Raw genomic sequence first — 25,330 nt, 5'->3', positions numbered from 1 at the left:
GTATAATAGTATTGCTATCCCATATGATATTCATTTTCATTTCTTTCTGGTCGATGAAAGCCATCAGATTGGAGAAATGGATAAGGAAGGGGCACATACGCGAAGCACGGGTGCTCTATTTCTTTCTGTCGATTGCTTTAGGCTACACAGTAAGTACGTTTCTGCTTGAGTTGGTGACGACCTCGCGGAACATCAGCTACTTATTGTTCTCATGAGCTGTTCGCAGTTGCACAACAGATTGTTGCTGTACGGGCAGTTCGGAGTTCCAGGTTTATCAAATAGTTGCATACAAACATACAAATGAGATCACAATTGACTTTCGGAGGGATTTTTTTATGGAAAAAATAATTGTTCGCGGCGGTAACCGTCTTGAAGGAACAGTTAAAGTTGAAGGCGCAAAAAACGCAGTTTTGCCGATTTTGGCTGCTACACTATTGGCAAGCGAAGGGCAATCTGTATTGACGAACGTTCCGATACTGTCTGATGTTTTCACAATGAATAACGTTCTGAAACATCTGAATGTCGGCGTTGAATTTCAAGAAAACAACAACACCATCTTAGCGGATGCATCAAACGACATTAATTTTGAAGCACCATTTGCTTATGTCAGCAAAATGCGTGCATCGATCGTCGTAATGGGTCCGCTTTTGGCACGTCTGGGGCATGCGCGCATCGCATTGCCGGGTGGCTGTGCCATCGGAACACGACCTATCGACCTTCACCTGAAAGGGTTTGAAGCGATGGGAGCTGACATCAAAATCGAAAATGGTTTTGTTGAAGCAAAAGTCGATAGATTAGTCGGCGCACGCATTTACTTGGACTTCCCAAGTGTCGGTGCTACCCAGAACATCATGATGGGCGCTACTTTGGCCGAGGGAACCACTATTATCGAAAACGTCGCACGCGAACCTGAAATCGTTGATTTGGCAAATTTCTTGAACCGCATGGGCGCGAAAGTTGTAGGAGCCGGAACAGAAACAATTCGTATCGAAGGTGTTTCATCCATGAAAGCAACAGAACATTCGATCATCCCGGACCGTATCGAGGCAGGGACATTCATGATTGCGGCTGCAGTTACGAACGGAAATGTACTCATTGAAGATGCGATTGCGGAACACAACAAGCCGCTGATTTCAAAACTGAAGGAAATGCACGTTGCCTTTCAGGAAGAAGAAAATGGACTGCGCGTAATCGGACCTCGTACTTTGAAGGCGACTGACGTCAAAACGATGCCGCATCCAGGATTCCCTACCGATATGCAAGCACAAATGACGATAGCGCAATTGGTGTCTCAAGGTACCAGCACGATGACCGAAACGGTATTTGAAAACCGCTTCATGCACTTGGAAGAGATGCGCCGTATGAATGCTGATTTTAAAGTCGAAGGGCAGACGGTCCTAATTCATGGCAATACAGACTTGCAAGGGGCAGAAGTAGCCGCGTCGGATTTACGTGCGGCGGCCGCTTTGATCATCGCTGGTCTTGTTTCCAAAGGCTATACGCGCGTCACCAACTTATCGCATTTGGATCGCGGTTATTATGAATTCGATAAAAAGTTGCAAGCGTTGGGCGCTGACGTCGAACGTGTAACGGAAGATGAACAGAAGGCCTTCAGCGATTCAGATGTTGAAGCACTTTTTGCAAAATAAGTCGGACAACTGTCGTCCGCAAGATAGCTATCGCTAAATGATGAATGTTTGAGAGGGGAACAACGTGGCCAGAGATATAGGAATCGATTTAGGTACAGCGAACGTACTGATTCACGTTAAAGGGAAAGGTATCGTTTTGAATGAGCCTTCCGTCGTAGCAGTAGACACAAAAACCGGAAAAGTTTTAGCAGTTGGGGAAGAAGCCTATATGATGGTCGGGCGTACGCCGGCAAACATCAGAGTAATCCGTCCGTTGAAAGGCGGCGTTATCGCAGACTTTGACATCACAGAAGCAATGTTGACCCACTTTATTGATCGCTTGAATGTGAAGGGCTTTTTGACCAAGCCGAACATCTTGATCTGTTGTCCGACGAACATCACAACGATCGAACAAAAAGCGATCATCCAAGCCGCGGAAAAGAGCGGCGGCAAGAATGTATATCTGGAGGAAGAACCGAAAGTTGCGGCTGTTGGAGCCGGGCTTGATATTTTTCAGCCGAACGGTAATATGGTCATCGATATGGGTGGCGGAACGAGTGATATCGCAGTCTTGTCATTGGGTGGCATTGTAACGAGCAGCTCGATCAAAACAGCCGGCGATAAACTGGATGCCGACATCATGAACTTCGTAAAAAGGGAACACAAATTGTTGATCGGCGAGCGGACAGCTGAAAAGATCAAAATCACGATCGGAACCGCTTTGGAGCCTGAAAAGGAAGAAAAAATGGAAATCCGTGGACGTGACATGGTGACGGGCCTTCCGCGCACCATCTACATCACTTCCAAAGAAATCTACGAAGCAATGCACGAAACCTTGGTGCTTGTCGTGGAACAAGCGAAGGAAGTATTGGAAATGACGCCTCCTGAATTGGCTGCGGACATCATCAATACTGGAATCGTTTTGACAGGCGGGGGTGCATTGATCAGCGGAATCGAGAAACTTTTCTCGAGCGAGTTGAAGGTTCCGGTTTTCGCTGCGGAAAAACCTTTGGATGCGGTAGCTTTGGGAACGGGTATCCTCTTGAATAACATCGACCAAAAGAATCGTCCATCCAGTGGTATTTTCGGATTGTTGGCACGATTAATCCAAAAAACCAAAATCAAAAAAGGAAGATAGGTGATCGCTGTGAAATTTGATTTCAAACCTGTACTGTCAACGGTGATGTGGGTTTTGATTTTCATGTTGATGGCTTTCATTCTGTTCGGAGCTGGTCTGATGGTCGGCTACGGCGTCCTCGGTGACGGCAATCCGATGCTTGTCTTCAGTAAACAGACCTGGGAACATATCTTTAATTATATCCGTTAAGGAAACAAGAAAGGCAGACCGGAACGTTTTCGTTCCGTCTGCCTTTCTTGTTTTTTTCCTGAAAAAGGTGCGAGGTTGTGAGGTTTCAGATTATTTTTCTCGTACTTCTGCTGTTCTCCGGTGGGCGAAGGCTTCACCGGAGAACAGGCGCAATTTGGCGAGCGCCCTTCGGCGAGGAAGGCCTCGTTGGAGTTCGCACCGATATCCTCCGGTCTCCTCCGGCAAGCAGCCGCCTCGCCGGAGCTGGGTATCGCTTGCGCTGTTGTGCTCAGGGAAAAGGCCACATTCTTGCTGCCCAGCCAACCTCAAAACAAAAAGCGAAGACAATCAGCATCATTCTGCCGATCGTCTTCGCTTTTTTCGCATATTTTTATTTCAATGATTTTGAGTTGACCATGACTTCGTCGATCAAACCGTATTCTTTAGCTTGTTGGGCTGTCATGTAGTTATCGCGGTCGGTATCGCGTTCGATGACTTCCATCGGTTGTCCTGTGCGTTCAGCCAAAATTTTATTCAGGCGTTCGCGGGTCTGCAGGATGTGACGGGCTGCGATTTCGATTTCTGTTGCTTGACCTTGTGCGCCACCAAGCGGTTGGTGGATCATGATTTCAGCATTCGGCAATGCGAAACGTTTGCCTTTTTCACCAGCAGTCAGCAAGAAGCTTCCCATGGATGCTGCCATACCCATTGCGATGGTCTGAACGTCTGCCTTGATGAAGTTCATCGTATCAAAGATGGCCAAACCAGCTGAGACGCTGCCGCCTGGAGAGTTGATGTAGATATAGATATCTTTTTCGGAATCTTGTGCATCCAGAAATAGTAATTGCGCGATGACGGAGTTCGCCGTATAATCATCGATCGGGCCGCTCAACATGATGATGCGATCCTTCAGAAGGCGGGAATAGATGTCATACGCACGTTCGCCACGGGATGATTGTTCGATTACAGTAGGGATTAAATTCATATATGTTTCCTCCTCGTTCGTTTGAATGAACAGTTTTTCTTTACATGGTTTATTTTAACTCATTGGTCAGAAAAGGTCAATTGTAATGTTTGGCCTTTAGCATCAGGCTTTCTGATGAAATATACCTTAGTCAATCATATCGTTTCAGTCAGCAAATGTCCAAAAATAGATTTTGAAAATACAAATTGGATTCCGGATGAAGAAGGAAGCAAATAAAAAAATCTCCGTTTCCGCTTGGGAAAGGAGATCTTTTGCATTTGTTTTGCATTCAAAGTCCGTAAACGTTGATGCATCAATAAAATAGTACGTCTCCTGAGGGAATCGAACCCCCATCTCAAGAACCGGAATCTTACGTGATATCCATTACACCAAGGAGACAAGCAACATCAAAAATTATAACCTATAGCGTGAGAGATAGCAAGTAGTAAATTTATATCAAACCGCACGATAGTTCTGAGGCAGACCCGGATCTGCGGAACGCCCATTAGTCTCCAGAATCAGCAGTCCCGTTGTAATTGAAATTAGCTCCTTTGAATTGAAAACGATTTCAATAAAAGGTTGTGTGTGATAAAATGATTGTGAACAGGTGAGGAGGGGTTAATGTGTCGGTTATATCAAGTATGCAGATGAATAAGGAAAGCTTGGAGGAATCGCTGAGACTCGTTGGATACGATAATGAAGAATTGTTCGCTTACCTTCAACAAAAAGCGTTAGGAAATCCTTTAATTGAAGTGAAAATCAATAAAGAATTCGATGAACGCGCTGTAAAAGAAAAATCGGTAGTTTATAAGCCAGATAAAGACGATCCGATGGACACTGTTTCCGCTATGGAACAAGTCTTTGAAGAAGTGCCTGCGTTGGATACATTCTTGTTGGAACAAATCTATGCAAATATGCGGGACACGCCCTTGCGCGAGTTGGTTTTATTTCTCGTAGCATTCATAAATCCAGAAGGATACGTCAGCATCGACCTGAATGAGGCCGCGGAACAGAAGGGTGTTGAACCTATCGTGATGTTGGACGCATTGACGCTGCTGCATCAATTGGATCCTCCGGGTGTCGGAGCCCGAAATCTGCAGGAATGTCTGATGCTGCAGACGGAGCGTGATGAATATGCACCGGAAATCGCCTACTATATATTTGAGAATTACTTTATGGCCTTTAGTGATAAAAAATGGCAAGCAATAGCGGACGAGATGGGTGTGGATCTGTCCGACGTGAAGGCGGTATTCGAGTATGCCCAAACTTTGGATCCTACCCCGGGATCAGCCTTCGGCGATGACAGCCTCTCTTTGCCCAGACCGGATCTTTATCTGCAGCTCGTGGATGGGCATCTGACTGTTAAATACAATGAGTTGGCTTCTCCGATTGTGGTTTTCCAAAAAGAATATTATGAAGAGATGATGCAGCACGAAGATGAGGATGTGCAACAATTTCTGGCAGCGAAGAAAACGGAATGGGAGCAGCTGCGGTCAGCAGTTACATTCAGAAGAGAGTTGTTGCTTGCGGCAGGAGAATTGATCTGCAGTTTACAGAAAGGCTTTTTCCTGGAGGGCCGAGAATTGGAACCAATTGATGTGACTCGTTTGGCTAGAGATTTAGCGGTCCCGGCCACTGTCATGCGCGAACAAATATTGGAGAAAACAATCGAAACGGACCGCGGGACATTTTTGTTGCACCAGTTATGCGGTGAATAGGCCGTGAATCGACGATAATAAATGAAAAAGATGCGAAACGCTAAACAAGAGCGGGTCGAATATAGACCATCATCAAAAAGTTGCTGTATCAAGGTTTTCTGAAAGCGTACGTCTAAAAGGCAATCGGATTATAGCTTAATCGTGATATATTGAACGAATCTATTTTGAAGGAAATCGAATTTATTTGCCAAAACGCTTGAAACGTCTAGTGTTTACTGTTAAAATAATCAAGTAAAGACGAGGGAGAATCGACGGATGCAAAAAGTATTTGCAGTCCTAATCTATCTCTCCTGATATGAAATAAACGAGGACCGCCTAAGATTGCAGCGGGGCGAAAAGCGTCCACGTGCAAATGAAGAGGGTTGTTATGGAAGAGTCTATTTCAGTCTTGCAACAAGTAGTCCCGGACATTATGTCAGTCCTTCAAAATCGTTACCATATCATGCGTAATATCCAAATGTATGCTCCAGTCGGGAGACGCGTCCTGGCCGATAAAGTTTCCTTGTCAGAAAGGACTTTACGGACTGAGACAGATTTTTTGCGGAAACAAGGTCTTCTTTCCAGTTCAAAGAACGGGATGGAATTGACTGAGGAAGGCGAAGAGATCTTTCATCAACTGGAAAGGTTCATGCGGTTGTTGCTGAATATGAATGCGAAAGAAAAGGCGTTAGCGGATTATTTGAACATTCAGTTTTGTAGGATTGTTCGTGGCGATAGTGATGAGGATGCATCCGTTCTGGATGAAATCGGAAAAACTGCCGCCAAAGAATTGCATGCGTTATTGCCGGCAGGCGAATTTATCGTTGCTGTTGCTGGTGGAAGTACAATGGCACAGGCTGCCGAACATTTTTCACCTGAATTGTCACAGAACAGGGAGTTCATTTTTGTCCCGACACGAGGCGGTTTAGGAGAATCCATGTCGATCCAAGCCAACAGTGTCAGCGATCGTATGGCGCAATTGGTCGGCGGTGAGAACATGGCACTTTTCGTTCCGGATAATTTGAGCGAAAAAGCTTATGCATCAATGAAATCCGAGCCATCGATCAAACATACTTTATCCGTCATGAAAAAGGCAAACTGCTTGTTATATAGCATCGGTAATGCTAAAGTAATGATGGAAAGACGCAGGATGTCGCATGGGTTGATTTCGTCCCTAGAAGCGCATAATGCGGTAGGTGAAGCCTTTGGTTGTTACTTCAATGAGAATGGAGAAATCGTCTATCGATTGTCCCGCTTCGGGCTTCAGATTGAAGAAATCGAAAAGATCCCGTACGCAATGGCCATTGCAGGGGGAAGCACGAAAGCCAAGGCTATTAAAGCGTTCATGAAATATGCCCCGCATCAAACATGGCTGATTACGGATGAGGGCGCAGCTAATCTGATTTTAAAAGGGGTAACCCTTTAAAATAAAAATTTTGACTTATCCTAAGGAGGAAATCTCAGTATGACAGTAAAAGTTGGTATTAACGGTTTTGGACGTATTGGACGTTTAGCATTCCGCCGTATTCAAGAAGTAGAAGGAATCGAAGTTGTAGCAATCAATGACTTGACTGACGCTAAAATGTTAGCTCACTTATTGAAATATGATACAACTCAAGGCAGATTCAATGGTGATGTAGAAGTTAATGACGGATTCTTCACTGTAAACGGAAAAGACATCAAAGTGTTATCACAACGTAACCCAGCAGATCTTCCATGGGCAGAACTTGGCGTAGAGTTCGTATTAGAATGTACTGGATTCTTCATGAGCAAAGCAGGAGCTCAAGCTCACGTTGATGCAGGCGCTAAACGTGTTCTTTTATCTGCTCCAGCAGGCAGCGACGTTAAAACAATCGTTTATAACGTTAACCACAACGAATTAAACGCTGAAGATGTTATCGTTTCAGGTGCATCTTGCACAACTAACTGCTTGGCTCCAATGGCTAAAGTATTGAACGACGAATACGGAATCATTGAAGGCTTAATGACTACAATCCACGCTTACACTGGCGACCAAAACACTTTGGATGCTCCACATCCTAAAGGTGACTTCCGTCGTGCACGTGCTGCTGCAGCAAACATCGTTCCTAACACAACTGGTGCTGCTAAAGCTATCGGCGATGTATTGCCTGAATTGAAAGGCAAATTAGATGGAGCTGCTCAACGTGTTCCAGTTCCTACCGGTTCATTGACTGAATTAGTTACTGTATTGGAAAAAACTGTAACTGTTGAAGAAATCAATGCTGCTATGAAAGCTGCTTCTAACGAGTCTTACGGCTACACTGAAGACGAAATCGTTTCAAGCGATATCGTAGGCATCAACTTCGGTTCTTTATTCGATGCTACACAAACTAAAGTAATGACAGTTGGAGACAAGCAATTAGTTAAAACTGTTGCTTGGTACGACAATGAAATGTCTTACGCTTCACAATTGGTACGTACTTTAGTAGAATTTGCTAGCTTATAAGATCAAGTCTTTCATCTAATGAAAGCTGAATCGTAGAAGATAACAAAAGCGGGGAGGCAACGCGCTTCCTCGCTTTTCTTATGTAGATACACATATCAGGAGGCGACGTAATGACAAAGAAAGTTGTAACAGATTTAGATGTAGCTGGAAAAAAAGTATTGGTTCGTGCTGATTTCAATGTTCCGATGAAAGATGGAGCAATCACTAACGACAACCGTATCGTACAAGCTCTACCTACAATCAACTACTTGATCGAAAATAACGCAAAAGTCATCCTTTTCTCTCACTTAGGAAAAGTAAAAACTGAAGAAGACAAAGCGAAGTTGAGCTTGAAGCCTGTAGCTGATCGTTTGGCTGAACTATTGGGCAAAGAAGTCACTTTCGTTCCTGAAACACGCGGCGAAGCTTTGGAAGCAGCAGTTGCAGCTTTGAAAGACGGAGATGTTTTGGTATTCGAAAACACTCGTTTCGAAGATGTTGACGGCAAAAAAGAAAGCAAAAACGATCCTGAATTGGGCAAATACTGGGCTAGCCTAGGCGATCTGTTCGTTAACGATGCATTTGGTACGGCTCACCGTGCGCATGCTTCCAACGTCGGAATCGCTTCTAACCTTGAAAGCGCAGCTGGATTCTTGATGGAGAAAGAAATCAAATTCATCGGCGGAGCTGTTGACGAGCCTGTTCGCCCATTCGTAGCTATCTTAGGCGGAGCGAAAGTAAGCGACAAAATCGGTGTTATCAAACACTTATTGAACAAAGCCGACAAAGTACTTATCGGTGGCGGTATGGCTTACACATTCATGAAAGCACAAGGCTTGGAAATCGGTAAATCCTTACTGGAAGCTGATAAAGTTGAATTGGCTAAAGAATTGTTGGAGAGCGCTGGCGACAAATTGATTTTGCCTATCGATGCTAAAATGGCTCATGAGTTCGGAAACGATGGAGAAATCACAATCGCTAAAAACGAAGCATTCCCTGCTGACCAAATGGCATTGGATATCGGACCTGCTTCTATCGAGTTGTTCACTAAAGAGCTTGAAGGCGCGAAAACTGTCGTATGGAACGGACCTATGGGTGTGTTCGAATTATCTAACTTTGCTCAAGGAACAATTGGTGTCTGCGAAGCAATCGCTAAATTAGACGATGCTGTAACAATCATCGGCGGCGGAGACTCAGCTGCAGCTGCTATGCAATTAGGCTTTGCTGATGACTTCACGCACATCTCAACTGGTGGCGGAGCATCTTTGGAATACCTTGAAGGCAAAGAATTACCAGGTGTAGCATCAATTTCTGACAAATAAGCAACCTATCTTAAGGAGTGATTATATTGCGTAAACCGATTATTGCCGGTAACTGGAAAATGAACAAAACAGCTAAGGAAGCACAAGCATTTATCGAGGCTGTAAAAACTAAGGTTCCTGCTTTTGATAAAGTAGAAGCTGTTATTGGATCACCGGCTTTATTTTTAGAAAAAATGGTAGAAGCTACAGAGGGAACTGATTTGAAAGTTGCCGCGCAAAACTGTTACTTTGAAGAAGAGGGTGCCTTCACTGGTGAAATCAGCCCGAAAGCTTTAGGGGACTTAGGCGTCGACTACGTCATTATCGGACACTCTGAAAGACGTGAGTACTTCCACGAAACAGATGAAGATATCAATAAAAAAGCACATGCTATTCTGCGTAATGGTATGACTCCTATCGTTTGCTGTGGCGAAACGTTGGAACAACGTGAATCAGGCGTAACAAACGAGTGGGTATCAGGACAAATCACGGCTGCTTTGAAAGATTTGACTGCAGACCAAGTGGCTAACCTAGTTCTCGCTTATGAGCCAATCTGGGCAATCGGTACTGGCAAATCTTCTACTGCAAAAGATGCGAACGACACTTGCGGCGTAGTGCGCGCAACTGTTGCTACAATCTTCGGACAAGAAGTGGCTGACAAAGTCCGCGTTCAATACGGCGGCAGCGTTAAACCTGAAAACATTGCAGAATACATGGCTGAAGAACATATTGATGGCGCATTGGTCGGTGGTGCTAGTTTAGTTCCTGATTCATTCTTAGCATTATTGGAGGCTATTAAATAATGAGTAAAACACCGGTAGCAATAATTATTTTAGACGGTTTCGGCTGGAGAAACGAAATGATGGGCAATGCGGTTAAGCTAGCAAAGAAACCGAACTTTGACCGTTATTGGAACAATTTTCCGCATGCAACGATGCTAGCTTCCGGATTTGCTGTTGGACTGCCTGAAGGTCAAATGGGTAATTCCGAAGTAGGACATACAAACATTGGTGCCGGACGAGTTGTCTACCAAAGTTTGACCAGAATCGACAAAGCCATCATTGATGGCGAATTCTTGACGAACGAAGCGCTTGTCGGTGCTTACGATCACGCCAATAATAACGATTCTGCTTTGCACCTTTTCGGTCTACTTTCTGACGGTGGTGTGCACAGTCATATCAACCATATCATTGCCTTGATCAAGAGCGCAAAAGAAAAAGGCGTTAAAAAACTTTATCTGCATGCTTTCCTTGATGGCCGCGACGTGGATCCTCACGCTGCACCAGGCTACATCGAAACAGTGGAAAAAGCGATGGAAGAAATCGGACTTGGCGAAATCGCGACTGTTTCAGGTCGTTACTACGCTATGGACCGTGACAACCGTTGGGAACGTGTGGAATTGGCATACAACGCAATCGCACACGGCGAAGGGGAAAAATTTGAATCTGCACAGGATGTTGTTAAAGCAAGCTATGCAGATAATAAAACAGATGAATTTGTATTGCCGTCCGTCATCGTCAAAGACGGCGAACCGATCGGAACTTTGAAAGATAATGATTCCATCATCTTCTTCAACTTCCGTCCGGACCGCGCAATCCAACTTTCAAATGCCTTCACTAACGAAGAGTGGACACTATTCGACCGCAAAGAGCGCGCAACAAACGTGAAATTTGTGACGATGACTTCTTACCAAGATACTGTAATCGCGGATATCGCCTTCAAGCCGATCCCGATGACAAACGTTCTGGGTGAAGTTCTGGCGCAACATAAACTTACACAATTGCGTATCGCGGAAACCGAAAAATATCCGCATGTAACTTTCTTCATGAACGGCGGACGTCACGAGCCTTTTGAAGGCGAAGGACGCATCCTGATCCCTTCACCGAAAGTTGCAACCTATGATTTGAAACCTGAAATGAGCGCTTATGAAGTAGGCGAAGCATTAGTGAAAGAGATCAATGACGACAAATACGACGCCATCATCCTTAACTTTGCGAACCCTGACATGGTAGGCCATTCAGGTATGTTGGAACCTACAATCAAAGCAATCGAAGCAGTTGACGAGAACCTTGGAGCAGTTGTGGACGCAATCATTGCAAAAGATGGTTATGCCATTATTTTTGCTGACCATGGTAATGCGGATACTATGTCCACTGAAGACGGACAACCGCATACTGCGCACACAACTGTACCAGTGCCAGTGATTGTAACGAAAAAAGGCGTTACGTTGCGCACAGACGGCAAATTGGCCGATGTTGCTCCAACTATGCTTGATTTATTGAACGTAGAAAAACCAGCAGAAATGACTGGCGAATCGCTGATCGTTAAAGCGTAAGCAAAAACGTTCAGCTATTGCATAAAGTAAGAAAATTGTCTAAAATGATACTTGGTAACACAAGTAATTCAGCCAACTCAAAGGAGAGAAAACCATGCCATTCATTACAGATATTTTAGCTAGAGAAGTACTAGATTCACGCGGTAACCCAACTATTGAAGTTGAAGTCTACACAGAGAGCGGCGCTTTCGGACGCGGAATGGTTCCATCAGGAGCTTCCACTGGCGAACACGAAGCAATCGAATTACGTGACGGAGACAAAGCGCGTTACCTTGGAAAAGGTGTTTTGAAAGCTGTAGAAAACGTAAACGACATCATTGCTGACGCTATCTTAGGTTTCGATGTACGTGACCAATTAGCTATCGACAAAACTATGATCGACTTAGATGGCACTCCTAATAAAGAAAAATTAGGCGCAAACGCAATCTTAGCAGTATCTATCGCAGTAGCTCGCGCTGCAGCAGATTACTTAGATATTCCATTGTACCAATACTTAGGCGGATTTAACGCTAAAACATTGCCAACTCCAATGATGAACATCATCAACGGCGGATCACATGCTGATAACAGCATCGACTTCCAAGAATTCATGATCATGCCAGTAGGCGCGCCTACTTTCAAAGAAGCTTTACGTATGGGTGCTGAAGTATTCCACGCATTGGCTTCAATCTTGAAATCTAAAGGTTACTCTACTGCTGTAGGTGACGAGGGCGGATTCGCTCCTAACTTGGGTTCAAACGAAGAAGGCTTCGAAGTTATCATCGAAGCTATCGAAAAAGCTGGCTATGTACCTGGTAAAGACGTTGTTCTTGCTATGGATGCTGCTTCTTCAGAATTCTACAACAAAGAAAAAGGTGTTTACGACTTAGCTGATTCAGGCGAAGGCGAAAAGACTGTCGATGAAATGATCGAATTCTACGCTGACCTATGCAAAAAATACCCAATCATCTCCATCGAAGATGGCTTAGATGAAAATGACTGGGAAGGTACTAAGAAATTAACTGAAGTTTTAGGCGACAAAGTTCAAATCGTTGGTGACGACTTGTTCGTTACAAACACTGAAAAACTTTCTAAAGCTATCGAATTAGGCGTTGCTAACTCAATCCTGATCAAAGTTAACCAAATCGGTTCATTAACTGAAACTTTTGAAGCTATCGAAATGGCTAAAAAAGCTGGTTACACTGCAGTTGTTTCTCACCGTTCAGGCGAAACAGAAGATGCTACAATCGCTGACATCGCTGTTGCAACAAACGCTGGACAAATCAAAACTGGTTCATTGAGCCGTACTGACCGTATCGCTAAATACAACCAATTGTTACGCATCGAAGATCAATTAGGCGAATTGGCTGTATACGATGGCTTGAAATCTTTCTACAACTTAAAAAACAAATAATTTTAATTGATTAACAAGAAGGCAGATGCTTGGAACACTGTCTTCACATAATTAACGTCTGGCAAGACCAGACGCAAGAGAAAGTCCGGCGCTTGGAACGCCGGACTTTTTTTGTTGTATAAACCCCTAATGTTCGGATTTGAGGCGATAAAGTTGGTTTGAGTTCCAATATAATCATATTTTTGAGGTTTGTTCCTAACATCCCAATGTAATTATTTTCGAGAAATAGGCGTTTTAGCTTTCTTTCGTCGTGGAATCTGCTATAATAAGATTAAATTATTATTAATAAATAATGAGGACAATTGATAAGGGGGAGACAAAAGGATGAAAAGAGCAAGAAATTTTTCCGCTGGTCCAGCAATACTACCAGAATCAGTCTTAGAGAAAGTACAGAGTGAAATGCTATCCTACAGAGATAGTGGCATGTCAGTTATGGAGATGAGTCACCGCTCCTCCTTGTTCGAAGAGATCATTTCAGATGCAGAGCAATTATTACGGGAATTGATGAATATCCCGGAAGGCTATAAAGTCTTGTTCTTACAAGGTGGCGCAAGCCTGCAGTTCTCCATGATTCCGATGAATCTTGGAAAAGGCGGCAAAGTCGGTTATGTAAACTCCGGATCATGGGCTAAGAAAGCCATCTCTGAAGCTAAGATTTTAAAAGTTCCGAATATCGAAGTATTGGCTAGTTCCGAAGCGGATAATTTCACTTACATTCCTGAAATTCCGGAAACAGACGAAGCATATGATTACATCCATATCACAACGAACAACACAATCGAAGGAACAGCTTTCCAAACAATCCCTCGTTTCGTGAATGCACCGATCGTTGCCGATATGTCTTCCAACATTTTGTCCAATCGTTACAATGTCAGTGACTTCGGATTGATCTACGCTGGCGCACAAAAAAACATCGGACCTGCTGGATTGACGATCGTAATCGTAAAAGAAGATCTGATCCAGACCGAGAATACTTTGCCAAGCATGCTTGATTACCGTACACACATCAAAAATGATTCATTATACAATACACCACCAAGCTTCTCCATCTACGTAGCTAAATTAGTCTTCGAATGGTTGAAGGACCTGGGCGGCGTTGAAGCTATGGTTAAAATGAACGAAGAAAAAGCTGGCTTACTGTACCGCACAATCGAAGAATCAGACTTGTTCTCTTCCCCAGTTGCAATCAATTCCCGTTCATTGACGAATATCCCATTCGTTACCGGCAATAAAGACTTAGATGCAAAGTTCGTCAAAGAAGCTACAGCATTAGGCTTCCTGAACTTGAAAGGTCACCGTTCCGTAGGCGGCATGCGCGCAAGTATCTACAATGCGTTCCCGTATGAAGGCGTAAAAGAATTAACAGAATTTATGAAAGCTTTTGAAGCTAAGGAAGGGAAATTCAAATAATGTTCGAGATTAAAACTTACAATGCGATTGCCCCAGAAGGCTTAAATTTACTGAATGCAGATCAATTCGTCCTTAACTCAGGCGCAAATCCTGACGGTATCATCCTGCGCAGCGAAAAACTGCATGGCATGGAATTCCCTGAAAGCTTAAAAGGCATCGCTCGTGCCGGTGCCGGCGTCAACAATGTACCGGTTGAAGAATGTTCCGAAGCAGGCGTAGTTGTCTTCAATACGCCTGGTGCAAATGCCAATGCGGTTAAAGAACTTGTTTTGGCCGCTATGATCATGGCTGCCCGTCCAATCAAAGAAGGAATGGAATGGGTTCAAACATTAAGCGGTGACGATGTAGAAAAGCAAGTCGAAAAAGGCAAGAGCCAATTTGCGGGGACAGAAATATCCGGAAAAACATTGGGTGTCATCGGCCTGGGTGCTATCGGCGCGATGTTGGCCAATGACGGATTCCGTCTAGGCATGGAAGTCATCGGTTATGACCCGTATGTTTCTGTGGAAACAGCATGGAACATCAACCGTCGTGTCCAAAAAGCCTCTTCAATCGCTGAAGTATTGGCAAAAGCGGACTACATTTCCATTCACGTACCTGTCAATGCTGAAACAAAAGGCATGGTTGACGCTGCCTTCTTGGCTCAAATGAAGGACAACGCTGTTCTTTTGAACTTTGCCCGCGGCGAATTGGTCAACACGGCCGATATGTTGGCAGCATTGAAAGAAAAGAGCATCCGCAAATATGTTACGGATTTCGCTGACGAAGCTTTGCTTCACAATGATGCTATCATTGTATTGCCTCACTTGGGAGCTTCTACGGAAGAAGCTGAAGTGAACTGCGCAATCATGGCAGCTCAAACATTGAAATACTTCCTGGAAACAGGGAATATCGTCAATTCCGTGAACTTCCCGTCAATCGACATCGCGATGCAATCACCGATCCGTTTGACGATCATCAACAAGAACATCCCGAACATGGTCGGCCAGATTTCTTCCGGCTTGGCTAAGTACTTCATTAACATCGAAGATATCTTGAACCGCAGCCGTGGCAACTATGCCTACACTGTCATCGATATCGCCGAAACCGATCAAGCAGTACTGGATGAAGTCGTTGAAAATTTCAAAACAATCGACGGCATCGTAAACGTCCGCATCATCAGAAGATAAGAGTGCTGGATGCACTGTGGTCGCAAGCGCCCAAGTGTATCATGTCTCTAAGCGATTAAAAATCGCAAGAGCCATGACAATCCCCTGCGAATCAGAACACGTTTCAAGAGTGTGATATCTCACTAAAAAATCATGACGAAAGCGTTCGGGCAGTTCCCTTCATTGGAGGTGAACGTGTCCGGGCGCTTTTCTTTTCTGAAATTGCTAGCAAAACCCTATAGTTTGTGCTAAAGTTAGTAATAGAAAATTATTATAGGGAGGTCCATCCTTTGTCATTATACGATGTACTATTAACGGCCCTGTTGGTTGTTTCTGTGCTGTTGATCATTGTTGTGCTGATGCAGCCATCAAAAACAAACGCAGCCAGCACACTTACAGGTGGAGCGGAGCAATTATTCGGCAAACAAAAAGCAAGAGGCTTTGAAGCGGTTTTGCGTCAGATCACAGTCGTTTTGGGAGCACTTTTCATCTTGATTGCCTTGGCTTTAACCTATCTATCCTCAAATTAACTATTGTAGGCAGAAACCACATTACCGGGTTCTGCTTTTTTTTCGCCTGAAAAGCATGCTGGACAAAACCATGGGTGCTGGTTTTGTCTTGCTAAAAAATTTCGACTGCAAATATCTGATATATTAGGAAAAAAGCTGTAAATACAGTAAAATGAAGATGAACGAGTTGGGAGGAATTTTATGAAAGCAATCAATTTACCAGAACCCTTTTTCTTCGAAGCTGGCCCACGCGCCGTCCTTTTGCTGCATGCCTATACCGGCAGCGCAAATGATGTGCGCTTGTTGGGACGCTTTTTGGAACGGAACGGGTATACTGTATATGCACCAAATTTTACGGGACATGCAACCGGCCGTTTTGAAGATATCCTTGATTTGGGTGGCCCAGCTGTCTGGTTCGCAGATGCCATGCGCGCAAAAGCAGAGCTGCTGGAAAAGGGCTACGATCAGCTTGCCGTATTCGGGTTGTCAATGGGTGGCATCATGGCGACCAGGGCCATCGAAACGGGTGGATTCATAGGCGGAGGCTCCTTCAATTCACCAATCATTAGTTTTGGGGAATCGCGGGTGCCGACCAGTTTTATGCATTTCGCTAAGATGTCGAAAAAGAAACTCGGCATGGCAAATCTGGAAATCGAGCATGAATTAGCATTGATGAAGCCTAAATTGAATGCCCAGCTTGCCCAATTGGACGAGTTTACGGAACTGATCAAAGCGAATCTAGCCGATATCGCCGTTCCCTATTACATCGCGCAATCCGGCAAAGATGAAATGATCAGCGCCGACTGTGGGAAATTGTTGGCGCATAGTCTCGTGGATGCTGAAGTGGATTATCACTTTTTCCCGGAAGCAACGCATGTCATTACCGTTGGGAAAGACAGAAACGTATTTGAAGAAACAATATTGGCATTTTTGAACCGACTAAATTGGAATGAGGGATAAGTATGAGAAAGATAGATCAGATCCAAATTGACGTTCTAGCCTATTTTCAGGAGCATGTTGGAAAGAGCATGACCTTGAAGGAAGTAAGTGAAGCGTTAGGCTACACGGAATCCGAAGAATTCAAAGCATTGGTCAAAGTCTTTGCACAGTTGGAGGAAAGAGGCATCCTGTTGCTGAACAAGACCGGGCAATTCCGTCTTAAGGTGCAAGGCGCCACTTTGACAGGTACTTTCCGCAGCAATGATCGCGGCTTCGGCTTTGTGACGGTCGATCCGAACGAAAGTGACCTCTTTGTCCCGCGCGGCAAAACAGGCAGCGCGATGGACGGTGATACGGTCGAGTTGAAAATCACCCGCGAGGCGGAGCCTTGGAATGACAAAGGAGTCGAAGCCGAGGTAACGGCTGTTCTGACGCGCAAATCGAATCAGGTAGTAGGCGAATTTGTTCCTTACGATTCCGATCGCCGTGAAGAAACCGGATTTTTGGGATTTGTTGTTCCGCGGGATACGAAAATCAACAGTATCGTTGTCTACATCAAACCGGAAGGCATCCATCCTGTTGAAGGCAGTGTCTGTCTGGTGGAAATCACCAGCTATCCGACACCGGAGAATCCGGTCAAGATGGAAGGGTTGGTCACGAAAGAAATCGGCCATAAGGATGCACCAGGCGTTGATATCCTGGCAATCCTTTACAAGTTCGGTATCCCTTCGGAATTCCCGGAAGATGTTTTGGCCCAGGCTGAAAGCATTCCATTGGAGATTCCAGCCGAGGCGTTGGAAGGCAGACGGGATTTGCGTTCGGAACAGATTGTTACGATTGATGGCGCCGATGCCAAAGACTTGGATGATGCGATTTCCTTGAAGAAACTCGAAAACGGCAATTATCTGTTGGGCGTGCACATTGCGGATGTTTCCTATTATGTGACGGAGAATTCCCCAATCGATCGCGAAGCCTATGAACGCGGCACCAGTGTCTATTTGACGGACCGTGTCGTGCCGATGTTGCCTCAGAAATTATCCAACGGCATCTGTTCCTTGTTGCCGCATGAAGACCGTTTGACGATGTCTTGTGAAATGGAATTGGATGCGGATGGGGAAGTGGTCGCCTATGATATTTTCCCGAGCATCATCGAGTCCAAACAACGGATGACTTATTCCGATGTCAATGCGATCTTGACGGACCACGACAAAAAATTGCGCGAAAAATACAGCGATTTTGTGACGATGTTCGAAGAAATGGGCATCCTTCATGAGATCCTCCTGAAGAAACGCCAAAAACGCGGCGCCATCGATTTTGAATCCGATGAAGCAAAAATAATCGTGGACGAAAATGGGCATCCATTGGACATCTATGTGACGGATCGCGGTGTTGGCGAGCGACTCATCGAATCCTTCATGTTGAGCGCGAATGAAACGATCGCCCATCATTTCACGAAGGCGAATCTGCCTTTCATCTACCGGATCCATGATCAACCGGACCCGACCAAAATGATGCGCTTCCTGGAATTCGTGACGACATTCGGTATCTTGGTGAGCGGCACGCATGAAAACGTGAAGCCGAAACAACTGCAGGCCGTTTTGGCGAAAGTCAAGGACGAACCATATGAAGCCGTTGTTTCGACAACACTATTGCGCAGCATGCAGCAAGCGAAATATGACGCTGTGCCGGTCGGCCACTATGGCTTGGCTGCTAAGGATTATACCCATTTCACTTCACCGATCAGAAGATATCCCGATTTGATTGTCCACCGCTTGATCCGCACGTATGGAAAAGGCATCGTTGAGCCTAAAGTGGTTGAGAAATGGAAAGGACAATTGCCAGATATCGCCGTTCAGAGCTCGCAGATGGAACGCCGCTCGGTTGATGCGGAACGCGAAACCGAATCGCTCAAGAAGGCAGAGTTCATGATGGACAAAATCGGTCAAGAGTTCGAGGGCGTCATCAGCTCCGTCACGAAATTCGGCATCTTTGTACAGTTGCCTAACACAGTGGAGGGCCTCGTGCATATCTCGAAAATGACGGAAGATTATTTCAACTACATCGAAAGCCATCTGCTTCTGATGGGCGAACGTACTGGCGTCATCTATCGTATCGGTCAAAAGGTCAAAATCAAAGTAGAAAATTCGGATCCTGTCACGCGCGCCATCGATTTTTCGCTGGTCATCGATAAGGAAAAGACCCAGAGCCAAAGCGACCAAGATCTGGTCAAACAGATCCGCGCGAAGATTCCGAAGGGCAAAAAACGGAAACCGGGCCAATCCGATCGCGACAGCGGATCGCGCAAAAAGACCGAAAAAGGAAAAGAGCCGTTCTATTCCCGTCCAGGCAAAAAGGCCAAAGGGAAAAAGGAAAGAGGCAAAAAGAAGTAAGCTAACGAAATGAAGGTGTCGGACTATGCCAAAAGGCGAAGGAAAAGTTTTAGCGCAGAACAGAAAAGCCAGCCATGATTACATCATCCTCGACACGATAGAAGCCGGGATGGTGCTGACGGGAACGGAAATCAAATCCGTCCGCAAAGCGAAAATCAACCTGAAGGATGGCTACGCAAGCATCCGGAACGGGGAAGTCTTCCTGCAAAATGTGCACATCAGCCCTTTCGAACAGGGCAATATCTTCAACCACGATCCGCTGCGCACAAGGAAATTATTGCTGCACAAGAAACAGATCAAGTACCTTATTGAGGAGACGAAGACGACCGGTGTTACATTGGTACCGTTGAGGGTCTATCTCAAGAACGGTGTCGCAAAAGTGCTCATCGGACTCGCAAAAGGGAAGAAAAGCTACGACAAGCGTGACGCATTGAAACAAAAAGATATGAAGCGCGAAATCGACAGAGCAATGAAAGAAAGATAAACATAAATCTGCGCAAAAAACGCGCCTGCACTCCAATAGGAATGCAGGCGCGTTTTTTGAGGTTTTGGCGTCTGTAGGGCGGTAGGTTAACCTCTAGCTACGGCGAAGCCGCCCTTCGCCGTAGGAGAGCGGCGAAATCCCCATCCAACTCCGACGAGGTAGGCTTCGCCGGAGGAGAGGAATCCGTTACGTCCACTAGCTCCGTTTGGGCCACCGTTCACCGGAGAAGACACACTCCGGTGAGCGGTGACCCAAGGAAGCCAACCCTGATGTACACAGTCGAAGTTGTGACCAATTGTGTATTTTTTGTATCTTGTCTATCATTTTTTTTTAATTCAAGCTATGATAGAAGTAATCATCTTGTCAGGAAAAATAAAGATAATCCTGTGAGCAACGTTTGCCTTGCGGGGTTCCGTTCTAAGTGAAATGACAAAAGTAGGGGTGTAATTGTAATGATAACGAAAGACAAGTATCTTCGATTGCTGGCAAAGGAATATCCGACAGCAGCAAAAACAGTAACCGAAATCATCAACTTGGAAGCCATCATGAACTTGCCGAAAGCAACCGAGCACTTCATCAGCGATCTGCATGGGGAATATGACGCTGTGCAGCATGTACTCAGGAATGGATCCGGGAACGTCAAAGAAAAGATCCGGGAGATTTTTCAAGGGAGACTGAGCACCCGCGAGATGAACCAACTTGCGACGATCGTCTATTATCCGGAAGACAAAATCGATATGATCGTGGACAGTTTGGAGTCCGAAGAGGAAATCAATGAATTTTACTCTTTGACCTTGTTGCGCATCACGGAACTTTGCGCGTTCACCGTTTCGAAATACACGCGCTCGAAAGTCAGAAAGGCGATTCCTGCCGATTACGCCTACATCATCGAGGAGCTGCTTTTCAAAGACACGATCATGACTAACAAAGAGGATTATTACGAAAAAATCATCAAGACCGTCATCTCCTTGGACCGCGCTACCGAGCTCATAGCTGCCATCTCGCATGTCATCCAACGCCTGGTTGTCGATCACCTGCATGTCGTCGGTGACATCTATGACCGAGGCCCATTCCCTGACAAAATCATCGATACCTTCATGGATGGCCACGAGCTGGATATCCAATGGGGCAATCATGATGTGCTCTGGATGGGCGCCGCGAGCGGGTCAGCAGCCTGTATGGCCAATGTCATCCGCATCTGTGCCCGTTACAACAACCTTGAAATCATCGAGGATGCTTATGGGATTTCCTTGCGGCCACTGATCACGTTTGCGGAAATGGTCTACAAAGAGGACCGTTATGAACCTTTCATGCCGAAAATCAATACCGAAGACGAAAGCAAAATTTTCCCGGAAGAACTCCGTCAAATCGCTAAAATGAATCAAGCCATTTCGATCATCCAGTTCAAGCTCGAAGGGGAAATCATCAAACGCCACCCTGAATTCGACATGGCCGATCGGATGGTTCTGGACTTTATCGACTACGAAAAAGGAACCGTGCATTTGGACGGGAAGGAATATCCGGTACTGTGCGACTATTTCCCGACAGTCGATCCAGCCGATCCGTACCGCTTGACCGAAGAGGAGATACTGGTTGTCGAAAGACTCCGGACCGGATTCCTGAATTCGGAAAGGCTGCAGAAGCATGTCCAGTTCCTTTTCAGCAAAGGCAGCATGTATTTGAGCTATAATGACAATCTGCTGTTCCACGGCTGTGTCCCACTGAATCCGGACGGCAGCTTCATGGAGATGGCAATCGCCAACGTCAAGTACAGCGGCAAAGCTCTCTTGGACAAATACGAAGAAGTGTTGCGCAGAGGGTACCTGAACCGCGAGTCAACCAAACACAACATCCGCAGCCTGGACCTGGTTTGGTATCTGTGGGAAGGAAAAGCTTCGTCCTTGTTCGGGAAGGATAAGATGACGACTTTCGAGCGCCTTTACGTCGCCGATAAAGAAACCCACGTCGAGAAGAAAAACCTGTATTACGAGCAGCGCGACAATGTGGAACTGTCTTATAAAATACTGAAGGAATTCGGGCTGGATCCAAAGAAAGGCCATATCATCAATGGCCACACGCCTGTCAAAGAAAAGATCGGCGAAAATCCGTTGAAGGCGGACGGCAAACTGATCGTCATCGACGGCGGCTTCTCGAAAGCATACCAGAATACGACTGGGCTTGCCGGCTATACGCTACTTTACAACTCATTTGGGATGCAGCTGGTTTCGCATCAGCCATTCACTTCCCGTCAGGATGCCATCGAAAACGAAAAGGATATCGTTTCGACCCGACGCATCGTCGACAAGGAATTAGAGCGCAAAACGGTAAGGCAGACGGATGTCGGCAAGAAGCTGACCCAACAAGTCATCGACCTGCAGCAGTTGCTGCGCGCCTACAAATCCGGTGAAATCGTCGAAGATTTGCTCAGCGACAAATAGTTGTATGAAAATAGATGCAATCAACCGCCGGAATTGTTAAGATAAGAGAAGGAATGCAAGTATCCTAATGCGAAAGTAGCTTGAGAGAGGCGGGTTAACCTTGAAAAAGGGAGTAACGTTTTATTTTATGCGACACGGAGAAACTTATCTTAATAAATACAATCGGATGCAAGGCTGGTCCGACACACCATTGACGCCCAGAGGCAGACGCGACGTCATGAGAAGCGGAGCAGGCTTGGGCGATGTCAAGTTCGATGCGGTCTACTGCAGCGACTTGAGACGGACATTTGAAACTGCACAGATCATTTTGAAAGAAAACCAGCATGCCGATCACTTGAAAGTGGTGGCCATGCCCGAATTCAGGGAGATATTCTTTGGCTCTTTTGAAGGACTGGATGCGGCCGAAACCTGGGGGAACCTGAATAAATTCCTGGGAAGCGCGAATGGTGAGCCGAATTATGATGCCCACCGCTCGGTCATCGAAGAGCTGAACGGATTGAAAGAAATGGATCCTTACCACGAAGCAGAAGATTACATGACTTTCTGGCTACGCGTCGAACGCGGCTTGATCAAACTGATCAGCGAGCACCGTGATTCCGAAAGAAACATTCTGGTTGTTTCCCACGGGATGACGATCCGCAACATGATTCACGCCGTCATTCCTGATTTCTCGATCGATCGCCATCTGGATAATGCCAGCATTTCGGTCGTCCGCTATGAGGATGGCTTCTATCACTTGGACCTTTACAACGGCACCGACCATTTTGTCGATGACTTCACGCCTGGCGATGAGCAGGAACCGGAAGTCCATAAAGTGACGCCTGCCGATAAAGTCGAAGAGGACGTCAAATAAATATTACGCAGTGCCCTTGGAACAAAATCCTTTGTTTCCAAGGGTTTTTCTGCATTTTAGAGTCAGGAACAATTAAAAATCACATCTTTTTTTCATTTTTTGGAAATATCAATTGAAAATTTTGTCCAGATAGTCTAAAATTAACGTAATCCACAATACTGTACGGGATACAGCGTGGCTAGAACGTCTTTAAATTAGCACAGAGAGGCTAACAAGGCATGTGAAACGATTAATGTAAACAACCGTTGAAACACGCCCAATAATAGGTGTGTTTTTTTTACATTTTCCTATTTTTCATGCAAGTGAGGTACGTACCTTGTCAATCAGAAATCAGGAGGAACAACATGAAACAACGTAGATTTTTAGTTTTAGAAGATGGCAGCTGCTATCCAGGATATGCTTTCGGATCAGAAAAGGATGCAATCGGAGAGATCGTATTCAACACAGGGATGACAGGTTACCAAGAAACTTTGTCAGATCCTTCCTACACAGGGCAAATCATCACTTTCACGTATCCGTTGATTGGCAACTACGGCATCAACGTAGACGATTATGAAGGCGTGCTTCCGGGCTTGAAAGGGATGGTCGTGCATGAAGTGGCGGAACATCCAAGCAACTTCCGCTCCACCAAAACATTGGATGAAGCTTTGAAGGGCTTTGATGTACCAGGAATCTACGGCGTGGACACACGCAGCATCACCAAAAAAATCCGCAATGCCGGCGTTATGCGCGGCACAATGGTAAATAATGCGGACAACCTGGATGAGATTGTCGCATCGTTGAAAGCCTACGAATTACCGGTTGACGAAATCCAATTGAATTCAATAAAAGAAATCAAAAAATTTGCGGGTGAAGGCCCACGCGTCGTCTTGCTTGACTTCGGCTTCAAAGACAACATCCTCGCAGAATTATTGAAAAGAGGCTGCGAAGTCATTCTGGCTCCTTGGAACACAAGCGCAGACGAAATTTTAGCTTTCAATCCGGACGGCATCATGTTGAGCAACGGACCTGGAGATCCAACATCTGTTCCAGAAGCAATCGAAACGATCAAGCAATTGATTGCGCAGGATAATCTGCCGATGTTCGGTATTTGCTTAGGCCACCAGCTGATCTCATTAGCCGGCGGTGCGACAACCTACAAAATGAAATTCGGTCACCGCGGCGCAAATCATCCGGTGAAGGATCTTACAACCGGAAAAATCAGCTTGACGAGCCAAAATCATGGCTATGCCGTGGATGAAGATAGCCTGAACCAAACAGACTTGGTCGCAACTCACCGCGCCTTGAACGACGGCACAAACGAAGGCGTCAAACACAAAACCAAACCGGTCTTCTCAGTTCAATACCATCCGGAAGCAGCTCCGGGACCGCACGATGCAAATTACTTGTTCGATCATTTTGTAGATATGATGAAAGCAGTCCAAGGAGGAAAACAACATGCCTAAACGTACCGACATTCAATCCATCTTAGTAATCGGCTCAGGCCCCATCATCATCGGCCAAGCCGCTGAATTTGACTATGCCGGAACGCAAGCATGCTTGGCTTTAAGAGAAGAAGGATACAAAGTCATCCTGGTCAACTCCAACCCTGCCACAATCATGACGGACGTTGAGATCGCCGATAAAGTCTACATGGAGCCACTTACTGTAGAATTCATCACGAACATCATCCGCAAAGAGCGCCCGGATGCCTTATTGCCGACATTGGGCGGCCAGACCGGCCTGAACATGGCCGTGGAATTGGATAAAGCAGGCGTATTGGAAGAATTCAATGTCGAATTGTTGGGAACAAAACTGAGTTCCATCCAACAAGCCGAAGACCGCGATCTGTTCCGCCAATTGATGGCGGAATTGAATCAGCCGGTTCCGGAGAGCGACATCATCCACACTGTGGACGAAGCGCTTCGCTTCGCAGCCGAAATCGGCTATCCGCTGATCGTCCGTCCTGCCTTCACAATGGGTGGCACTGGCGGCGGTATCTGTCACAATGAAGCTGACCTGCGCGAAATCGTAGCCAACGGCTTGCGCTACTCACCCGTGACGCAATGTCTGTTGGAAAAATCGATCGCCGGCTTCAAGGAAATCGAAT

Annotated in this window: 20 protein-coding genes, 1 tRNA gene and 2 pseudogenes; 21 read left to right on the top strand and 2 right to left on the bottom strand. The window is 45.6% G+C overall.

Annotated elements, in window-relative coordinates; genetic code table 11:
- From WBM30_RS01595 to WBM30_RS01580, 4 genes and pseudogenes are all read left to right on the top strand, one after another.
- Positions 1-215, top strand: a 215-nt coding sequence (locus WBM30_RS01595) for a DUF1146 family protein (RefSeq protein ID WP_424899049.1), incomplete at its 5' end; no start/stop codon positions are given.
- A gap of 120 nt (positions 216-335) precedes the next feature.
- The gene (murA, locus tag WBM30_RS01590; RefSeq protein ID WP_424899048.1) at positions 336-1,649 is read left to right on the top strand and encodes a UDP-N-acetylglucosamine 1-carboxyvinyltransferase; all 1,314 of its coding nucleotides are present in this window, start codon (positions 336-338) and stop codon (positions 1,647-1,649) included.
- 64 nt (positions 1,650-1,713) lie between these two features.
- Positions 1,714-2,685: pseudogene (locus WBM30_RS01585) on the top strand (rod shape-determining protein); the annotation flags it as partial.
- Between the two features lie 81 nt (positions 2,686-2,766).
- Positions 2,767-2,955 carry a DNA-directed RNA polymerase subunit beta gene (locus WBM30_RS01580; protein ID WP_233436832.1) on the top strand — a complete coding sequence of 63 codons (189 nt, stop codon included), beginning with the start codon at positions 2,767-2,769 and terminating at the stop codon, positions 2,953-2,955.
- A 370-nt stretch (positions 2,956-3,325) separates the two neighbouring features.
- On the opposite strand, the gene clpP is transcribed toward WBM30_RS01580, so the two are convergent.
- Together clpP and WBM30_RS01570 are read right to left on the bottom strand one after the other, a co-directional pair.
- Positions 3,326-3,946: an ATP-dependent Clp endopeptidase proteolytic subunit ClpP gene (clpP, locus tag WBM30_RS01575; RefSeq protein WP_424199350.1), complete on the bottom strand. Its 621-nt coding sequence runs from the start codon at positions 3,944-3,946 to the stop codon at positions 3,326-3,328.
- A 279-nt stretch (positions 3,947-4,225) separates the two neighbouring features.
- Positions 4,226-4,297, bottom strand: a tRNA-Arg gene (locus tag WBM30_RS01570).
- Between the two features lie 224 nt (positions 4,298-4,521).
- On the opposite strand from WBM30_RS01570, the gene WBM30_RS01565 reads away from it, so the two are divergent.
- The 17 genes and pseudogenes from WBM30_RS01565 to WBM30_RS01485 form a co-directional block, all read left to right on the top strand.
- Complete coding sequence (locus WBM30_RS01565; protein ID WP_424899046.1) at positions 4,522-5,616, top strand: hypothetical protein; 1,095 nt, start codon at positions 4,522-4,524, stop codon at positions 5,614-5,616.
- 367 nt (positions 5,617-5,983) lie between these two features.
- Complete coding sequence (locus WBM30_RS01560; RefSeq protein ID WP_424899045.1) at positions 5,984-7,021, top strand: sugar-binding transcriptional regulator; 1,038 nt, start codon at positions 5,984-5,986, stop codon at positions 7,019-7,021.
- Positions 7,022-7,060: 39 nt separating this feature from the next.
- Positions 7,061-8,062, top strand: a complete 1,002-nt coding sequence (gene gap, locus WBM30_RS01555; protein WP_106450746.1) for a type I glyceraldehyde-3-phosphate dehydrogenase — start codon at positions 7,061-7,063, stop codon at positions 8,060-8,062.
- Positions 8,063-8,172: 110 nt separating this feature from the next.
- The gene (locus tag WBM30_RS01550) at positions 8,173-9,363 is read left to right on the top strand and encodes a phosphoglycerate kinase (protein WP_086987630.1); all 1,191 of its coding nucleotides are present in this window, start codon (positions 8,173-8,175) and stop codon (positions 9,361-9,363) included.
- A 26-nt stretch (positions 9,364-9,389) separates the two neighbouring features.
- Complete coding sequence (gene tpiA / locus WBM30_RS01545) at positions 9,390-10,145, top strand: triose-phosphate isomerase (protein WP_108032125.1); 756 nt, start codon at positions 9,390-9,392, stop codon at positions 10,143-10,145.
- Positions 10,145-11,677 carry a 2,3-bisphosphoglycerate-independent phosphoglycerate mutase gene (gpmI, locus tag WBM30_RS01540; protein WP_424899044.1) on the top strand — a complete coding sequence of 511 codons (1,533 nt, stop codon included), beginning with the start codon at positions 10,145-10,147 and terminating at the stop codon, positions 11,675-11,677. The genes tpiA and gpmI overlap by 1 nt, the downstream gene beginning before the upstream one ends.
- Positions 11,678-11,771: 94 nt before the next feature.
- A complete protein-coding gene (eno, locus tag WBM30_RS01535; protein ID WP_424899043.1) occupies positions 11,772-13,070 on the top strand; it encodes a phosphopyruvate hydratase in 1,299 nt (432 codons plus the stop codon).
- A 324-nt stretch (positions 13,071-13,394) separates the two neighbouring features.
- Positions 13,395-14,480: a 3-phosphoserine/phosphohydroxythreonine transaminase gene (serC, locus tag WBM30_RS01530; RefSeq protein ID WP_424899042.1), complete on the top strand. Its 1,086-nt coding sequence runs from the start codon at positions 13,395-13,397 to the stop codon at positions 14,478-14,480.
- Positions 14,480-15,649 (top strand): phosphoglycerate dehydrogenase, encoded by a 1,170-nt coding sequence (locus WBM30_RS01525; protein WP_424899041.1) that lies wholly within the window; start codon positions 14,480-14,482, stop codon positions 15,647-15,649. The genes serC and WBM30_RS01525 overlap by 1 nt, the downstream gene beginning before the upstream one ends.
- Before the next feature lie 269 nt (positions 15,650-15,918).
- Positions 15,919-16,158, top strand: coding sequence for a preprotein translocase subunit SecG (gene secG, locus WBM30_RS01520; RefSeq protein ID WP_068561081.1), 240 nt, complete (start codon positions 15,919-15,921; stop codon positions 16,156-16,158).
- 180 nt (positions 16,159-16,338) lie between these two features.
- Entirely contained in the window at positions 16,339-17,097 is a 759-nt protein-coding gene (locus tag WBM30_RS01515; RefSeq protein ID WP_424899040.1) for an alpha/beta hydrolase, read from the top strand.
- Between the two features lie 2 nt (positions 17,098-17,099).
- Positions 17,100-19,466 (top strand): ribonuclease R, encoded by a 2,367-nt coding sequence (gene rnr, locus WBM30_RS01510; RefSeq protein ID WP_424899039.1) that lies wholly within the window; start codon positions 17,100-17,102, stop codon positions 19,464-19,466.
- Between the two features lie 25 nt (positions 19,467-19,491).
- Positions 19,492-19,950 carry an SsrA-binding protein SmpB gene (gene smpB, locus WBM30_RS01505; protein WP_086627473.1) on the top strand — a complete coding sequence of 153 codons (459 nt, stop codon included), beginning with the start codon at positions 19,492-19,494 and terminating at the stop codon, positions 19,948-19,950.
- A 452-nt stretch (positions 19,951-20,402) separates the two neighbouring features.
- Positions 20,403-22,388: a fructose-1,6-bisphosphatase gene (locus tag WBM30_RS01500; protein ID WP_424899038.1), complete on the top strand. Its 1,986-nt coding sequence runs from the start codon at positions 20,403-20,405 to the stop codon at positions 22,386-22,388.
- 100 nt (positions 22,389-22,488) lie between these two features.
- Positions 22,489-23,241: a histidine phosphatase family protein gene (locus WBM30_RS01495; protein WP_424899037.1), complete on the top strand. Its 753-nt coding sequence runs from the start codon at positions 22,489-22,491 to the stop codon at positions 23,239-23,241.
- A 344-nt stretch (positions 23,242-23,585) separates the two neighbouring features.
- A complete protein-coding gene (carA, locus tag WBM30_RS01490) occupies positions 23,586-24,686 on the top strand; it encodes a glutamine-hydrolyzing carbamoyl-phosphate synthase small subunit (protein ID WP_424899036.1) in 1,101 nt (366 codons plus the stop codon).
- Positions 24,679-25,330, top strand: a pseudogene (locus tag WBM30_RS01485) (carbamoyl-phosphate synthase large subunit); the annotation flags it as partial. The gene carA and the pseudogene WBM30_RS01485, both read left to right, overlap by 8 nt.

Origin of the sequence: Trichococcus sp. (assembly GCF_049684335.1) — a bacterium.
Taxonomy (GTDB): domain Bacteria; phylum Bacillota; class Bacilli; order Lactobacillales; family Aerococcaceae; genus Trichococcus.
The sequence above is the reverse complement of the archived record's forward strand: the minus strand, read 5'-3'. Positions and strand labels throughout refer to the sequence as shown.

What these genes read in the sequence shown, in the direction of transcription:
- murA (WP_424899048.1), top strand. Translation starts at nt 336, where the DNA reads ATGGAAAAAATAATTGTTCGCGGCGGTAACCGTCTTGAAGGAACAGTT.
- WBM30_RS01560 (WP_424899045.1), top strand. Translation starts at nt 5,984, where the DNA reads ATGGAAGAGTCTATTTCAGTCTTGCAACAAGTAGTCCCGGACATTATG.
- gap (WP_106450746.1), top strand. Translation starts at nt 7,061, where the DNA reads ATGACAGTAAAAGTTGGTATTAACGGTTTTGGACGTATTGGACGTTTA.
- WBM30_RS01550 (WP_086987630.1), top strand. Translation starts at nt 8,173, where the DNA reads ATGACAAAGAAAGTTGTAACAGATTTAGATGTAGCTGGAAAAAAAGTA.
- gpmI (WP_424899044.1), top strand. Translation starts at nt 10,145, where the DNA reads ATGAGTAAAACACCGGTAGCAATAATTATTTTAGACGGTTTCGGCTGG.
- eno (WP_424899043.1), top strand. Translation starts at nt 11,772, where the DNA reads ATGCCATTCATTACAGATATTTTAGCTAGAGAAGTACTAGATTCACGC.
- serC (WP_424899042.1), top strand. Translation starts at nt 13,395, where the DNA reads ATGAAAAGAGCAAGAAATTTTTCCGCTGGTCCAGCAATACTACCAGAA.
- WBM30_RS01525 (WP_424899041.1), top strand. Translation starts at nt 14,480, where the DNA reads ATGTTCGAGATTAAAACTTACAATGCGATTGCCCCAGAAGGCTTAAAT.
- WBM30_RS01515 (WP_424899040.1), top strand. Translation starts at nt 16,339, where the DNA reads ATGAAAGCAATCAATTTACCAGAACCCTTTTTCTTCGAAGCTGGCCCA.
- rnr (WP_424899039.1), top strand. Translation starts at nt 17,100, where the DNA reads ATGAGAAAGATAGATCAGATCCAAATTGACGTTCTAGCCTATTTTCAG.
- smpB (WP_086627473.1), top strand. Translation starts at nt 19,492, where the DNA reads ATGCCAAAAGGCGAAGGAAAAGTTTTAGCGCAGAACAGAAAAGCCAGC.
- WBM30_RS01500 (WP_424899038.1), top strand. Translation starts at nt 20,403, where the DNA reads ATGATAACGAAAGACAAGTATCTTCGATTGCTGGCAAAGGAATATCCG.
- carA (WP_424899036.1), top strand. Translation starts at nt 23,586, where the DNA reads ATGAAACAACGTAGATTTTTAGTTTTAGAAGATGGCAGCTGCTATCCA.